The 13,195-nt window shown below is 62.9% G+C and carries 16 protein-coding genes and 1 pseudogene; 11 read left to right on the top strand and 6 right to left on the bottom strand.

The genetic code is table 11. From position 1 onward, the window contains the following. Window positions 1–96: 96 nt before the first annotated feature. Together BN1233_RS19900 and BN1233_RS19895 are read left to right on the top strand one after the other, a co-directional pair. Window positions 97–465 (top strand): hypothetical protein, encoded by a 369-nt coding sequence (locus tag BN1233_RS19900; protein ID WP_046865322.1) that lies wholly within the window; start codon window positions 97–99, stop codon window positions 463–465. A 195-nt stretch (window positions 466–660) separates the two neighbouring features. Then, window positions 661–954: an acylphosphatase gene (locus BN1233_RS19895; RefSeq protein WP_046865321.1), complete on the top strand. Its 294-nt coding sequence runs from the start codon at window positions 661–663 to the stop codon at window positions 952–954. Between the two features lie 9 nt (window positions 955–963). Here the strand turns inward: BN1233_RS19895 and BN1233_RS19890 are convergent, their stop codons facing one another. Beyond that, the gene (locus BN1233_RS19890; RefSeq protein ID WP_147707395.1) at window positions 964–1,248 is read right to left on the bottom strand and encodes a hypothetical protein; all 285 of its coding nucleotides are present in this window, start codon (window positions 1,246–1,248) and stop codon (window positions 964–966) included. Window positions 1,249–1,691: 443 nt separating this feature from the next. Between BN1233_RS19890 and BN1233_RS19885 the strand changes: the two genes are divergently transcribed. The 8 genes from BN1233_RS19885 to soxA all read left to right on the top strand — a co-directional run bounded on the left by BN1233_RS19885 (window position 1,692) and on the right by soxA (window position 7,972). Further along, window positions 1,692–2,159, top strand: a complete 468-nt coding sequence (locus BN1233_RS19885) for a (2Fe-2S)-binding protein (protein ID WP_046865319.1) — start codon at window positions 1,692–1,694, stop codon at window positions 2,157–2,159. A 23-nt stretch (window positions 2,160–2,182) separates the two neighbouring features. Then, window positions 2,183–4,357, top strand: a complete 2,175-nt coding sequence (locus tag BN1233_RS19880; RefSeq protein ID WP_046865318.1) for a xanthine dehydrogenase family protein molybdopterin-binding subunit — start codon at window positions 2,183–2,185, stop codon at window positions 4,355–4,357. 178 nt (window positions 4,358–4,535) lie between these two features. Continuing rightward, on the top strand, window positions 4,536–4,649 hold the full coding sequence (locus tag BN1233_RS51145) for a c-type cytochrome (RefSeq protein ID WP_425311728.1): 114 nt from the start codon (window positions 4,536–4,538) through the stop codon (window positions 4,647–4,649). A gap of 10 nt (window positions 4,650–4,659) precedes the next feature. After that, window positions 4,660–5,928: an NAD(P)/FAD-dependent oxidoreductase gene (locus tag BN1233_RS19870; RefSeq protein ID WP_046865316.1), complete on the top strand. Its 1,269-nt coding sequence runs from the start codon at window positions 4,660–4,662 to the stop codon at window positions 5,926–5,928. Continuing rightward, window positions 5,912–6,373, top strand: a complete 462-nt coding sequence (gene soxX / locus BN1233_RS19865; RefSeq protein ID WP_425311727.1) for a sulfur oxidation c-type cytochrome SoxX — start codon at window positions 5,912–5,914, stop codon at window positions 6,371–6,373. The genes BN1233_RS19870 and soxX overlap by 17 nt, the downstream gene beginning before the upstream one ends. 21 nt (window positions 6,374–6,394) lie before the next feature. Next, window positions 6,395–6,859 carry a SoxY-related AACIE arm protein gene (locus BN1233_RS19860; protein WP_046865314.1) on the top strand — a complete coding sequence of 155 codons (465 nt, stop codon included), beginning with the start codon at window positions 6,395–6,397 and terminating at the stop codon, window positions 6,857–6,859. 1 nt (window position 6,860) lies between these two features. Further along, on the top strand, window positions 6,861–7,181 hold the full coding sequence (soxZ, locus tag BN1233_RS19855) for a thiosulfate oxidation carrier complex protein SoxZ (protein WP_046865313.1): 321 nt from the start codon (window positions 6,861–6,863) through the stop codon (window positions 7,179–7,181). Then, a complete protein-coding gene (gene soxA, locus BN1233_RS19850; RefSeq protein WP_052763857.1) occupies window positions 7,178–7,972 on the top strand; it encodes a sulfur oxidation c-type cytochrome SoxA in 795 nt (264 codons plus the stop codon). Before soxZ ends, soxA begins: the two co-directional genes overlap by 4 nt. A 189-nt stretch (window positions 7,973–8,161) precedes the next feature. On the opposite strand, the gene BN1233_RS19845 is transcribed toward soxA, so the two are convergent. From BN1233_RS19845 to mgtE, 3 genes are all read right to left on the bottom strand, one after another. Then, window positions 8,162–9,334, bottom strand: a complete 1,173-nt coding sequence (locus tag BN1233_RS19845) for an isovaleryl-CoA dehydrogenase (protein WP_046865312.1) — start codon at window positions 9,332–9,334, stop codon at window positions 8,162–8,164. 117 nt (window positions 9,335–9,451) lie between these two features. Next, window positions 9,452–10,312, bottom strand: coding sequence for a glycoside hydrolase family 25 protein (locus BN1233_RS19840; protein WP_244470619.1), 861 nt, complete (start codon window positions 10,310–10,312; stop codon window positions 9,452–9,454). A 211-nt stretch (window positions 10,313–10,523) separates the two neighbouring features. Next, entirely contained in the window at window positions 10,524–11,933 is a 1,410-nt protein-coding gene (mgtE, locus tag BN1233_RS19835; RefSeq protein ID WP_425311731.1) for a magnesium transporter, read from the bottom strand. A gap of 186 nt (window positions 11,934–12,119) precedes the next feature. Here mgtE and BN1233_RS47105 point away from each other — a divergent pair, with 186 nt between their 5' ends. Further along, window positions 12,120–12,257, top strand: a complete 138-nt coding sequence (locus BN1233_RS47105) for a hypothetical protein (RefSeq protein WP_154678279.1) — start codon at window positions 12,120–12,122, stop codon at window positions 12,255–12,257. A 50-nt stretch (window positions 12,258–12,307) separates the two neighbouring features. Here BN1233_RS47105 and BN1233_RS51140 read toward each other — a convergent pair whose 3' ends face one another. Both BN1233_RS51140 and BN1233_RS48460 read right to left on the bottom strand, forming a co-directional pair. Further along, on the bottom strand, window positions 12,308–12,526 hold the full coding sequence (locus BN1233_RS51140; RefSeq protein WP_425311726.1) for a NepR family anti-sigma factor: 219 nt from the start codon (window positions 12,524–12,526) through the stop codon (window positions 12,308–12,310). Between the two features lie 347 nt (window positions 12,527–12,873). Next, window positions 12,874–13,195, bottom strand: a pseudogene (locus BN1233_RS48460) (hypothetical protein); the annotation flags it as partial.

Here is a 13,195-nt window from a genome sequence, read left to right as displayed (position 1 = left end):
AGACATCGTCGGCTAGGCTGAAGGGGTTGGGAAAAGGGGCGTAGCGTGGACCCTTGTCGGACCGAGATCGAGCCAGGGGCGTACGATGATGCTGCCATGTCGATCGTTGTCGTGGAATGGCGTATCCGGAAAGGGCAGGAGGATGCCTTCCTGGATTACTGGTCCACGCGCTCACGCGTCATGGACCGGACCGGCCTCGTCGCAGAGTTCCTGAGTCGAGCGGAGAGCCCCGAGGCCCGTCCCTGGATCCGGTGGGAGATGGATCCGAGCTGGACGACATATGTGAATGTCGGGATCTGGAGCACCGCCTCTGCTTTTCAGGAGAACTTCGGCCAATTCATCGACGACAGCCAACCCATCCTGGATTTCGAGGCTGAACGTCGCCGCAGAGTGCTCCTGGAAACGGAACGATGGAGGGTTGGCGCAGCGACAATCCCGAGGTCGGATCACCCGAAGGTGCTGTAACGATTTTGAGCGGCATCCTTGGCTGCCCGACAAGAGGTTCCGGCCGATCTTGCCCTGTGGCGCATGGACTCGCCACCACCTTTCGAAGCGCTCGTTCTCCTCTCGTGCGAACTTCCATTGCTGAAGGCGTTTGTCCCAATGCGTGCTGCGCGTAGCGGCAGCTCGGAAGTTTTTGGCTAATCGGGAGGGCGCAACATGAGTGAACCGACGATCACCAAGCGGGTGTTGATCAGCGGGCAGGTGCAGGGTGTGGGATTTCGCGCCTGGACACAGGATGAGGCCGAACTACGGAGCCTCTCGGGCTGGGTGCGGAACCGGCGAGACGGATTCGTGGAGGCGCTTTTCGTCGGTCCTCCCGACCTCGTGGCCGAGATGGTCGAGACCTGCCGGAGGGGGCCCCGGCATGCCCGGGTGGAGACGGTCGAGACGATCTACGGGGAGGACCTCCCAGCGACCCCCGGCCGCTTCCGGATCCTGCCAACGGCCTGAACGGCGGCCTCAAGCAGCCTTTCCTGGGGAGCGGTGCCGTGGTCGATTCTGCCGGTCCGCATAGCGGATCAACCAATCGAGGATGTTCCGGTCGACGGTCTCGCTGGTTTCGAGGTCCTGCAGCCGGGAGATCCGATCTGCCCGGAAGCCCCGATAGGCTTGAGTCGTCTCATCAATCCCGCCAAGCAGGACCTTTCCCGGGCCTACCTTCAATTCCAGCGCCTGGAGCGCACGACGCGTCCGGCGCCCTGTCACATCGCGATAGTCGAGTTGGAAGTGACCAGCAAGCGGCATGACGCGCCACACTCCATCGGTGTGAACCGCGTTCGCCCGGTCTTGGTCAGCAGGTGGAAAGTCGTATTCCAGCATGTGCCGGATATGGGAATTCCTGGCTGGTTTTCAATATCTTAGGGTCGATTCGTGGTCAGGCGCACCAGCCGTTCGGCATGTCTCTGCAACTTGCCACGAACGTCCCCTAGCCACTGATCGTCGTGAGCCGAGAGATCGCGGTCGAGAGTTCTAAAACCTCCAAAACTAGGCTGCCTGGCGGCGTCGACCACTGAACTGCCCGATCAAGAACAGTTGCCTGGACGGGTGGGATTCCCTGCGACTAAGCTGACGCTTTCATCGGGCCGTTCCACGTTTCTCGGTGGAGTCGCCGAATCGAGTCCGATGATCCTGAGCTTCTATGTCCCGTCTTGTGGATGGGCGAGGTTACCGGTGTCGGGAGAGAACCAATGGCAAAACTGAACGTGAACGGCCGGATGGTCGACGTCGACGTGGATCCGGACACACCGCTGCTGTGGGTGATCCGCGAGCAGATCGGGCTGACGGGCACAAAATACGGCTGCGGTGTTGCGCAGTGCGGCGCATGCACGGTCCACGTCGACGGTGTCGCAACGCGTTCCTGCTCCATGCCGGTCAGCGCGTTCAATGCGGATCAGAAGATCGTGACCATCGAAGGCCTGTCACCCGACGGCTCGCATCCGGTGCAGAAAGCTTGGCTCGAACTGGATGTTCCACAATGCGGCTACTGCCAGGCAGGCATGATCATGTCGGCCGCGGCACTTCTTCAGCAGAATCCGAAGCCGACCGACGACGACATCAATTCGGAGATCACGAATATTTGCCGGTGCGGGACCTACAATCGTGTCCGTGCTGCCATCAAGCTCGCCGCCAATGGCGGTGAGGTCGGCCGCGGTTGAGGCAGGAAGCACAGGAGGACATCATGACGACTGCTCTTCGCGTTTCCCGCCGCGCTTTCCTGGCCGGGTCGGCCGCCGCGGTCGGTGGTCTGAGCTTCGGTTTCCACATCCCCTTCAGCGATGCCGTTGCGCAGGAGGCAGCCCCTGAGATCAATGCCTGGGTCGTGGTGAGACCAGACGATACCGTCTTAATCCGGATCGCCCGATCGGAGATGGGGCAGGGGACTCTGACCGGCCTCGCACAGCTTGTCGCCGAGGAGCTCGATTGCGATTGGTCGAAGGTCACGACCGAGTATCCGACGCCCGGCCAGAATCTCGCCCGCAGCCGCGTCTGGGGCAATTTCTCGACGGGTGGGAGTCGGGGCATCCGCGATTCGCATGATTACGTCCGGAAAGGCGGCGCAACGGCGCGGCAGATGCTGATCCAGGCAGCCGCCGACAGCTGGGGCGTGCCAGTCTCAGAATGCAGCGCGGCCAACAGCGTGATCAAGCACGGTCCTTCCGGCCGCACCGCCCGATATGGCGAGGTCGCCGAAAAGGCTGCGAAGATCACGCCTCCGTCCGACGTCACATTGAAAGACCCGAAGGACTGGAAGATCGCAGGCAAGCCGCTCAAGCGGCTCGACACGGCCGAGAAGCTGACAGGCAAGCAGGTCTACGGAATCGACCTCAAGCTACCGGGCATGCTGAACGCCGCTATCAAGGACTGCCCTGTCTTCGGTGGCCGCGTGAAAAGCTTCGATGCCGCTGCCATCCAAGGCAGGCCGGGCATCAAGAAGGTAGTCCCGGTCGGCGAAAGCGCCGTCGCGGTGGTGGCGGATACTTGGTGGCGCGCGAAGAGCGCGCTCGATGAGCTTCCCATCGTCTGGGACGAGGGACCCAACGCAACGGTGTCCAGCGCGACGATCGCCGAAATGCTCAAGGAAGGACTAGACGCCGAGCATGCCGTGGACGGTAACCGGGTCGGGGATGCTCGTGCCGCCATCGCGTCTGCCGCGAAAAAGGTAGAAGCGGTCTACAGCTACCCCTTCCAGAACCATGCCACCATGGAGCCCATGAACGCCACGGCTCTCTGGACGCCGGATCGCTGCGAGGTCTGGACTCCGACGCAGAACGGCGAAGCGGCCTTGGCTGCGACTGCCGAGGCAGCCGGGCTGCACCCCTCGAAATGCGACGTCCACAAGATCCACCTCGGCGGCGGATTCGGGCGGCGTGGCGCCGTGCACGACTGGGTCACCCAGGCCGTGACGATCGCAAGGCAGTTGCCTGGGACACCCGTGAAGCTGATCTGGTCGCGTGAAGAGGACATGCTTCACGGCCGCTACCATCCGATCACGCAATGCAAGCTGACGGGCGCGCTCGACGATCAGGGCAATCTGACCGGGCTGCACATGCGCATCTCCGGGCAGTCGATCATTGCGTCGATCTTCCCACAGAATATCCAGAACGGGAAGGATCCCGCCGTTTTCCAGGGGCTCAATCCCGGAGGCGCGGAAGCGGCAATCGGCTACACGATCCCGAACCTGCTGATCGATCATGCGATGCGCAACACGCATGTGCCCCCGGGATTCTGGCGCGGCGTGAATCTGAACCAGAATGCCATTTACCTGGAGTGCTTCATCGACGAACTGGCGCACACCACGGGTCAGGATCCGCTGGAATTCCGGCGCAAGCTGATGACTCAGCATCCGAGGCACCTCGCCGTGCTGAACGCCGTTGCCGAGCGAGTCGGGTGGGGGACACCTCCACCTGCCGGTATCTATCGGGGGCTCGCGCAGACCATGGGGTATGGCAGCTACGTGGCCGCCTGTGCGGAGATCTCCGTTAGTGACGACGGTAAGCTGAAGATCCACAGGATCGTCGCAGCCACCGATCCGGGACATGTCGTGAACCCGCAGCAGGTCGCTGCGCAGGTCGAGGGCTCCTTCGTCTATGGTCTGTCGGCAGCGCTCTATGGTGAGTGCACGGTCGCGAGCGGCCGGATCGAGCAGGAGAACTTCGATACCTATCCGGTCATGCGGATCGACGAGATGCCAGCGGTGGAAGCCCTGATCGTGCCATCGGGCGGCTTCTGGGGCGGTGTTGGCGAGCCTACCATTGCCGTTGCCGCGCCGGCTGTGCTGAACGCGATCTTCGCCGCAACGGGCAAGCGCGTGCGCTCGATACCGATCAAGCACGCGGATCTCCGCAAGGCGTAGCATGAGACCCTCGAGGGCGAGCCTCGCCCTTCTCCTTGTTGCCGCGGCCCCCGCCTCAGGGATGGCCGCGGCGCCTCCCGGCGCATCCTCATGTTCCGGGTGTCATCCGCCTGCGGGAGTCAGAAACGCTCCCGTCCCGGCGCTGAATGGCCGCCCCGCAGGAGAGATCGTCTCCTCCATGAAGGCATTTCAGGAGGGTACCAAGCCGGCAACGGTCATGGACCGTATCGCCAAGGGCTTCTCCGATGAGGAGATCGCTGCAATTGCCGCCTGGCTGAGCAGGACACCTTAAGGAGGGACAGATGCAACCCTGGCGGCCGAACCGCCGAGCGTTCCTCGGCACCCTCTCCGGTCTGGCCCTCGGCTCGCTGGCGCGCCGTTCCTTCGCGCAATCGAGCGCGCGGGTAGTCGTCGTCGGCGGAGGATTCGCTGGGGCGACCTGCGCGCGCGAGTTGCAACGTACAGGGCTCGAAGTCGTGCTCATCGAGGCGAGCCCGACTTATGTCGCGTGCCCACTCAGCAATCTCGTGCTGGCGAGCCTTCGTGACCTTCGAAGCCAGGAATTCGGTTTCGATGCGCTGCGTCAGCAGGGCATCACCATCGTTCAGGAGACGGCGGAGCGCGTAGAGCCGGCGGCGCGCCGGATCTTCCTGAGCGACGGATCCGATCTGTCATACGACAGGCTCGTCCTCGCCCCCGGCATCGATCTCCGGTTCGACGCGCTCCCGGGTTACGATCGCGCCGCGGCGGAGAACATGCCTCACGCCTGGAAAGCCGGACCACAGACGGAACTCCTGCATGCCCACCTCCGGGAGATGCAGGACGGCGGAACCGTGGTGATGTCCGTCCCGCCGAATCCCTATCGCTGTCCCCCTGGTCCCTACGAACGGGCAAGCCTGATCGCGCATTATCTCAAGACGCATAAGCCGCGTTCGAAGATACTCGTGCTCGACGCGAAGGACATGTTCTCGAAGCAGCGCCTGTTTCAGGCTGCCTGGCGTAAACTGTATCCCGACCTGCTCGAATACGTGCCGCTCGCGGAAGGCGGGAAGGTCGTGTCCGTCGATCCGGCTTCGAAAACAGTTACGACGGACTTCGGCGAGTACAAGGCAGACGTGGCGAACATCATTCCACCTCAGCAGGCGGGGCGCATTGCGCATGTGGCGGGTGTCGCCGATCGAACCGGCTGGTGCCCGATCGATCCCGTCACGTTCGAATCGACGCTTCAGCGCAACATTCACGTCATCGGGGACGCAGCGATCGGCGGCGCCATGCCGAAATCCGCCTTCACCGCCAATGCCCAAGCGAAATGCTGCGCGGCTGCCGTCGCGTCCCTGATCCGTGGCGAGCAGCCGCCCGCTCCGAAGCTGATCAATACCTGCTATTCCCTCGTGGCTCCCGACTACGGAATCTCGGTGGCGGGTATTTACCACCCGGCAAACGGCCTTCTTTCGGAGGTTGCAGGAGCCGGAGGAATCAGCCCTCTCGACGCCCCTGACTCGTTTCGGGCTCTCGAGGCGACCTATGCCATGGCTTGGTTCGATACGATCACCCATGAAGTGTTCGGGTAACGCCCCGGCGCTCGTAGCGATGATATTGCTCTGGAGTGCTACGGGCCCGGCACGCTCGGAGGAACCCGTCGTGGCCTATGAAGTGACCGGGAACGAGATTTCTGCTTCGTTGACCGGATCCCCGGGGAACCCGGCCCGAGGTCGAGCGATCGTGGTCAACAGGCAGGTGGGCCTATGCCTCCTGTGTCATTCCGGACCGTTTCCGGAAGAGCGCTTTCAGGGCACGATCGCACCGGATCTTGCGGGCTCCGGTACGCGTTGGTCCGAAGGGCAATTGCGTCTCCGGCTGGTCGACGGGACACGGCTGAATCCGGACACGCTCATGCCGTCCTATTACCGGGTCGATCATCTAACGCGCGTAGGGGATGCATGGCGCGGCAAGCCGATTCTTTCGGCGGCGCAGATCGAGGACGTTGTCGCATTCCTGAGCACTCTCCGGGAGTGATGTGTCGAAGAGGTTCACTTGATGACATCGAGCAGCGAGTTTCGAACGAGCCGGCGGGAGGTTCTGAGGGGCGGCATCGCCTTGGTTTCCCTTGCGCTCGCTTCTCCCGCCAAGGCGACTCCGAACGAGATGAAGGCTGCCATTGACGCATTCACGAGCGAGGCAGCTGTTCGCCCGGGCCGCATACATCTCGATGTCCCGCCGCTCGTCGAGAATGGGAATTCGGTTTCGGTGAGGGTTCGGGTCGACAGCCCGATGACAGCTGAGGATCATGTGAAGCGGATTGCGGTTTTCAACGAACGCAATCCACAACCGCACGTTGCGCAATTCTTCTTAGGTCCGAGATCCGGGCGGGCAGATGTCGCGACACGGATCCGACTCGCGACGTCACAGAAAGTGATTGCGGTCGCGGAGTTGAGCGATGGAAGCTACTGGTCGGCCTCGGCCGACGTCATCGTGACGCTCGCAGCCTGCGTGGAGGGGTGACATGGCACGAGCGCTCGTGAATGTACCCAAGACGGCTGCGCGCGGCGACATCATCGAGATCAAAGTCCTGATCTCGCATCCTATGGAAACCGGGTATCGTCCAGGAGCCGACGGTCGGGTCGTCCCCCGCGATATCATCCGACGCTTCACGTGCTCCTACAACGACGAAGAGGTCTTTCGCGCCGAGCTCTTCCCGGCGATCTCCGCCAATCCGTTTCTCGTCTTCACGACCGTCGCAACAGAAAGCGGCACTTTGACCTTCACGTGGACCGGCGACAACGGATTCGTACAGACCGAGAACGCGACCATCACCGTCACATGAAACCGCTTGGGCGTGCGATCTCCTGCGTGCTGGCGGCGGGGTTCACCTGCCTCACCGAATCTCGCGCTCCGGCCGATCCGATTCCTCCGGAGCAGAGGCGCTCCGGTTTCGAGTTCATGAATCCCGAGACCCAGGAGATGCAGCGGGACGACGGCCTCAATCCCGGATTCCTGTGGGTGCTCGATGGAGAGGCTCTCTGGAACCGGGCGGAGGGTCCGGAAGGGAAGTCCTGCCAGGGATGCCACGGCGAAGCGAGTGAGAGCATGCGCGGTGTTGCGGCTCGTTATCCGGCCTTCGATCCGGAGGAGAACCGGCCTATCGACCTGCAGGACAGGATCAACTTGTGCCGACGTCGGCATCAGAAAGCGCCCGCATTAGCCTATGAGAGTCACGATCTCCTCGCGCTGGCGGCGTTTCTCGGGAAGCAGTCTCGCGACATACCGATCACCTCGCCGGACGATTCTCGCCTGGACCCTGCTCGCGAACGCGGGAGGGATTTGTTCAACCAGCGTATCGGGCAGCTCAATCTGTCCTGCAGCCAGTGTCATGACGATCACTGGGGAGAGCGGCTCGGCGGGAGTGTCATCCCGCAGGGCGATCCGAACGGGTATCCCATCTACAGGCTGGAGTGGCAGAGCCTCGGCTCCCTTCAGCGGCGCCTGCGCAATTGCATGATCGGCGTCCGGTCCGAGCCTTTTCCGTATGGGGCTCGCGAGTTCGTGGAACTCGAAGTGTTTCTGATGTCGAGGGCGCGCGGTCTGCCGATCGAGACGCCTGCCGTGAGACCCTGAGGCTGCAGGAGGCCCACGAAGCCATCCATCCTGAAGCGGTAACTTTGATGGCTTCACTGCGTTCGCAATGACGTTGTAGGTCCGGAGTTCATGCCCTCCCCGTCACTGCGAGCCGAAGGCGAAGCAATCCAGGAATCGTACACGCCGCGATCTGAATCACTTCACTCTACTCGCAATAGCGAGCTCGGATCAGGCCGTCTTCTCGAACAACTCGCGCCCGATCAGCATTCGCCGGATTTCGCTCGTACCCGCGCCGATCTCGTAGAGCTTTGCGTCGCGAAGAAGCCGTCCGGTCGGATAGTCGTTGATATAGCCGTTACCACCAAGCAACTGGATGGCGTCGAGAGCGGTCTGCGTGGCCTTTTCGGCCGCATAGAGAATGGCGCCGGCGGCATCTTCGCGTGTGGTCTCGCCCCGATCGCATGATTTCGCAACGGCGTAGACATAGGCCTTGCAGGCATTCATCGTGACATACATGTCCGCGACCTTGCCTTGCACGAGTTGGAAGTTTCCGATCGGCTGACCGAACTGCTTGCGCTCGTGGACATAGGGCATGACGATGTCCATGCACGCTTGCATGATCCCGAGCGGCCCGGCAGCCAGAACGGCACGCTCGTAATCGAGCCCGGACATCAGCACGGTGACGCCCCTGCCGACTGCGCCGAGCACATTCTCCTCGGGCACCTCGCAATCCTCGAAGACGAGTTCGCAGGTATCCGATCCACGCATCCCGAGCTTGTCGAGCTTCTGGTGCGTCGAGAAGCCCTTGAAGCCCTTCTCGATCAGGAAGGCCGTGATGCCGCGTGGGCCAGCGTCCGGATCGGTCTTGGCATAGACGACGAGCGTCTCCGCGATAGGACCATTCGTGATCCACATCTTGTTGCCGTTCAGAACATAGCGATCACCGCGCTTGTCGGCCCGGGTTCGCATCGAGACGACGTCCGATCCGGCTCCGGGCTCGGACATCGCGAGTGCGCCGACATGCTCGCCGGAGATGAGCTTCGGAAGATAGCGCTTCTTCTGATCCTCGTTTCCGTTCCGGCGGATCTGGTTCACGCAGAGATTCGAATGCGCCCCGTAGGAGAGCCCGACCGAGGCCGAAGCGCGGGAGACCTCCTCCATCGCAACCACGTGCTCGAGATAGCCGAGGCCTGCACCGCCATACTCCTCCTCGACAGTGATGCCGTGGAGGCCGAGTTGCCCCATCTCGGGCCAAAGGTCGCGGGGGAAGGTGTTCGTGCGATCGATTTCCTCGGCCCGGGGCGCGATGCGCTCCTGCGCGAAATCCCGCACCGTTTCCCGAATCGCATCAGCGGTCTCGCCGAGGTCGAAATTGAAGTCGCGAGTCGCGTTCGCAAGCACGGCAGCTTTCTCCCTGTTGCCGTCCCGGATCCGCCGCGGCGGCAGTTGCTTGCGCGATGATAGCAGGCTCGTCGCGCCTGTCAGGCCGCTGGGCGGCCGCTCTTCAGAACTCGCGCACTATTTTCCGCAAAGCCCCAGCGGTTCCAGGCGGCGGATATGCCGCGGATCGCAGTTCGTGGCCATCATCGTCCGCCACTGGTTGGTCGTGCCGTAGAATGCGTTCCGGTCGACGTCGCCCCTGATCCCGGGCACTCGGCCCGTCGTGGTGAACTGCCAGAACGTCCAATCGCGATCGGAATATCGTTCATGCGGCTCGGCCGCCACGCTGCGAATCCAGAACGGGTAATCGGAAAACTCGCCCTCCAGCACCTCCTTGTGGAAGGTAATATCGGTGTAGATGATCGGGCGCTTCCCCGTATGCGCTTCCATCTCCCAGAGCATGATGCGGATCATCTCGATCGCTTCTTCCCTGGAGACCTTCTTCGGGCACAGCTTGGAATGCCCGTTCCACTCGAGATCGAGCACAGGCGGCAGCGCATCGGGGTCCTGCGGAATGTGGCGCTTGAACCATTCTGCCTGCTCCTGCGCCGAACGGCACCAGAACGTGAAATGATAGGCGCCACGAGGGACGCCCGCCCGCTTCGCGCCCTCCCAATTCTCCAGGAAGCGATCATCCACATGATCGCCACCCTCGGTGGCCTTGATGAAGGCGAACTGCGTCCCGGCACCCCGGACCGCCGCCCAGTCGACCGGCCCCTGCCATTTGGAGACATCGATCCCATGGATCGGGTACCGGTGTGCATTCTGCACGCCCGGGTGTGGTTTCGCATCGCTTTTATGCGGGTAATAGCTCCCAGGCAGGACGGCACAGGATGCGAGCCCGAGCGCGAGCGATGTGACGAAAGCGAAGCGCCAAGCCCGTGCTGGCGCAATCCGCAGATTAGAATTGCGCTTTCGGTTGGACATACGCTTCGTCATGGTTCCATCGGACAGGGGAGTGAGAGCTTTGCCATAGCGATGCCTGAGAGGCAGTTAATGAAGCCTTGCTTTTGCCATGAGGCAAGCTGCCCTGTTGGATGGTCTATGGCAAAGTCTATGGGCAAAGAGGCCGACTTGGACCTCAACGAATGGGTGAGCCGGCCGCATCGGGCCATCGAGGGCTGCCTCCGGACCTGGCGAAGCGCGCGGCCTACAGCCCGAACCAGAAGGTTGCTATTCCGAGGAATGCGAAGAAGCCCACGACGTCCGTGATCGTGGTGACGAGGGGACCCGACGAGACGGCCGGGTCGATATCGAAGCGGTTGAGGATGAGCGGGATGACGATCCCGCCCAGGGCTGCGGCAATGAGAGTGACCACGAGCGCAAGGCCGATCACCGCCCCGAGTTGGGCCAGCCCGAACCACAGGATGGCGACGCCGGCGAGGAGCATCGCGAAAGTGATTCCGTTCACCAGTCCGACCACCAACTCGCGACGAATGACCCGCCACGCGTTCCCGCGCCCGAGGTCCCGGGTCGCCAAAGCGCGCACGGTGACCGTCATGGTCTGCGTTCCCGCATTGCCGCCCATGGACGACACGATCGGCATGAGGACGGCGAGGGCAACCATCTTCTGCAGGCTCTCTTCGAAGAGGCCGATCACTGATGCCCCCACGATTGCCATGCATAGGTTGACGAAGAGCCAGCTGGAGCGGCTTTTCACGATGTCCCAGACGCTGTCCGAGATCTCCTCGCCCGATTGGACGCCGCCGAGCGCCTTGATCTCGGCGTCCGCCTCATCCTCGATGACGTCGACGATGTCGTCGACCATCATCACGCCGACGAGACGGCCGCTCTCATCCACGACCGCCGCCGAGACGAGGTTGTAGCGCTGGAAGATGCGGGCAACCTCGTCCTGGGGCTGCTTGGCATCGACCCTGTCCGGCTCGTCCGTCATGATTTCATTGATCGTCACGGGCCGCTTGGTCCGCAACAAGCGGTCGAGCGGGACGGAGCCGAGAAGGTGCCCGCCCGGATCGATGACGAAGATCTCGTAGAACGTGCTCGGGAGATCCTCGGTCTCACGCATGAAGTCGATGGTCTGGCCCACCGTCCAGAAGGGGGGTACCGCAATCAGCTCCGCCTGCATCCGGCGGCCCGCCGAGCCCTCGGGGTATTCCAGCGATCGCTGGAGGGCCACCCGCTCCATGGCAGGCAGCTTGTCGAGAATCTCGGCCCGATCCTCGGCATCAAGATCTTCGAGGATGTAGACGGCGTCGTCGACATCGAGTTCGCGCACGCCCTCTACGACGGTCTCCGTCTCGAGTTCTTCGAGGATGTCCTCACGCACCGAGTCATCGACCTCGGTCAGCGCGGCGAAGTTGAAATCCGGGCCGAGGAGCTCGATGAGCCGGGGACGATCATCCGGCTCGAGGGCCTCCAGCAGGGCGCCGAGATCCGAAGGATGAAGGTCCTCGACAAGCGCCCTGAGCGCTGCGGCTTCATCGGCCGCAATGGCTTTCGTGGCAGCCGCGACGAAGTCGGAGTTGATCTCGCCTTCCGCGTCTCGGAACGCGAGCGCTATCGCCGCCAGGGGCGGGTGAAGCGAAGACCCGTTCTCCATGTCCAGCATGGCCGACCCCCCGAGAGCTGGAGCCTTTTAGGAGGCTCGGGTCATGAGCACAACGGGTCGGCGCGAGCCCTTTGGAGGACGCATATTCGGGAATGATGGACAGGTGTTCCGGAGCACATCGGACTTGAGCAGTCAGGGCTAGACACGAGAGGCAGATGATGGACACGGAGGCCCGAGATGCCCCGCCGTAATATCGAAGCCACGACGATGTCACCCGAAGGCCCCGCCCTCCGGTTCATGCCGGCGGTTCTCATCGGTATGCTGGTCCTCTTGAACGTCGCATCCCTGCTCGCCAGCCTCATCGCCCATGGCTGAAAGGCCAGGCCTGCTCTGGACGATCCAATTCGGCTGAGACGAGGTGAAGTTCAGGTGCTGCGGTGACCCGCACCGCTCTTGTCGTAGGTGGCGAGCCGTTCCGCCAAGCCTAGAAGGCGTTCCGGAATCGGCTCCTGAATGACCGGCTGGTATTCCGAGCGAAGCCTGCGACCGAGAGCCGACAAGGTCTCGGAATGTTGCGGCCGTAGCGCCCAGCTTGGAGATCCTGCCGCTTTCTTCTGCCCGTCTTGTCGACGTTTATCGGTCATCTTCAGCCTAAAACGAATCAAAAACTCCGAGGAGCAACTCGGATCGAAGTTTCCAGTTTCAGCTATGCTGTTCACAAATCACAGGAATCGGCTGCAGACACCTGAGGCCGTATCGGCAGGCCACCTGTCTGAGAGCAGAGCAGGCGGCCCAAGCAAAGATGCACCGGGCAGCAATGCTGCCCGGAGCGGTGATGGGAATTGATAAGGGTCTCAAGATGAGACCGCGCTCAGTCAGGTGCGGTCCCGGAGGCCTGCCGTTGGGTCCAGCCCGTTGGATGTGATCTGGCCCGTGAGGCCGACAGCACGCCGGCGATGCGCCAGCCTGCTTCCGACCTGCTTGCCGGGGATCAGGCGGCCGCCTTGCGGTCGACAGTGAGCCGGGCATCGACGAGCGCGACGGTCTCGTCGATCACGGGGTGGCGCATGTTCTGCTGGGCCGCGACCGCCTGCACGAGCCGGTCGACCCGCTCGATGGCCTGCGCGCCGGCAAACAGCGCGCGCGCCGCCGAGGACGGCCGCACCAGCCCCTGGGCCGCGGCCGCATACTTCTCGAACGGCACCAGATCCGCGGGCGCGGCGCCAAGCCGGAGGCAGACCTCGCGCACGAAGTCGTAGACGGCCCGCGACGCCGCGGGATCGGCGTGCACGGCCTGCTGGATCGAACGCGGA

It is taken from the genome of Microvirga massiliensis (assembly GCF_001006805.1).
Taxonomy (GTDB): Bacteria; Pseudomonadota; Alphaproteobacteria; order Rhizobiales; family Beijerinckiaceae; genus Microvirga; species Microvirga massiliensis.
The sequence above is the reverse complement of the archived record's forward strand: the minus strand, read 5'-3'. Positions and strand labels throughout refer to the sequence as shown.

Coding starts and splice junctions, on each gene's coding strand:
- BN1233_RS47105 (WP_154678279.1), top strand. CDS start 12,120: ATGCCCCGCCGTAATATCGAAGCCACGACGATGTCACCCGAAGGCCCC.
- BN1233_RS19895 (WP_046865321.1), top strand. CDS start 661: ATGAGTGAACCGACGATCACCAAGCGGGTGTTGATCAGCGGGCAGGTG.
- BN1233_RS51145 (WP_425311728.1), top strand. CDS start 4,536: ATGAAGGCATTTCAGGAGGGTACCAAGCCGGCAACGGTCATGGACCGT.
- BN1233_RS19870 (WP_046865316.1), top strand. CDS start 4,660: ATGCAACCCTGGCGGCCGAACCGCCGAGCGTTCCTCGGCACCCTCTCC.
- soxA (WP_052763857.1), top strand. CDS start 7,178: ATGAAACCGCTTGGGCGTGCGATCTCCTGCGTGCTGGCGGCGGGGTTC.
- BN1233_RS19900 (WP_046865322.1), top strand. CDS start 97: ATGTCGATCGTTGTCGTGGAATGGCGTATCCGGAAAGGGCAGGAGGAT.
- BN1233_RS19880 (WP_046865318.1), top strand. CDS start 2,183: ATGACGACTGCTCTTCGCGTTTCCCGCCGCGCTTTCCTGGCCGGGTCG.
- soxZ (WP_046865313.1), top strand. CDS start 6,861: ATGGCACGAGCGCTCGTGAATGTACCCAAGACGGCTGCGCGCGGCGAC.
- soxX (WP_425311727.1), top strand. CDS start 5,912: ATGAAGTGTTCGGGTAACGCCCCGGCGCTCGTAGCGATGATATTGCTC.
- BN1233_RS19860 (WP_046865314.1), top strand. CDS start 6,395: ATGACATCGAGCAGCGAGTTTCGAACGAGCCGGCGGGAGGTTCTGAGG.
- BN1233_RS51140 (WP_425311726.1), bottom strand. CDS start 12,526: ATGACCGATAAACGTCGACAAGACGGGCAGAAGAAAGCGGCAGGATCT.
- BN1233_RS19885 (WP_046865319.1), top strand. CDS start 1,692: ATGGCAAAACTGAACGTGAACGGCCGGATGGTCGACGTCGACGTGGAT.
- BN1233_RS19840 (WP_244470619.1), bottom strand. CDS start 10,312: ATGACGAAGCGTATGTCCAACCGAAAGCGCAATTCTAATCTGCGGATT.
- BN1233_RS19890 (WP_147707395.1), bottom strand. CDS start 1,248: ATGCCGCTTGCTGGTCACTTCCAACTCGACTATCGCGATGTGACAGGG.
- mgtE (WP_425311731.1), bottom strand. CDS start 11,933: ATGGAGAACGGGTCTTCGCTTCACCCGCCCCTGGCGGCGATAGCGCTC.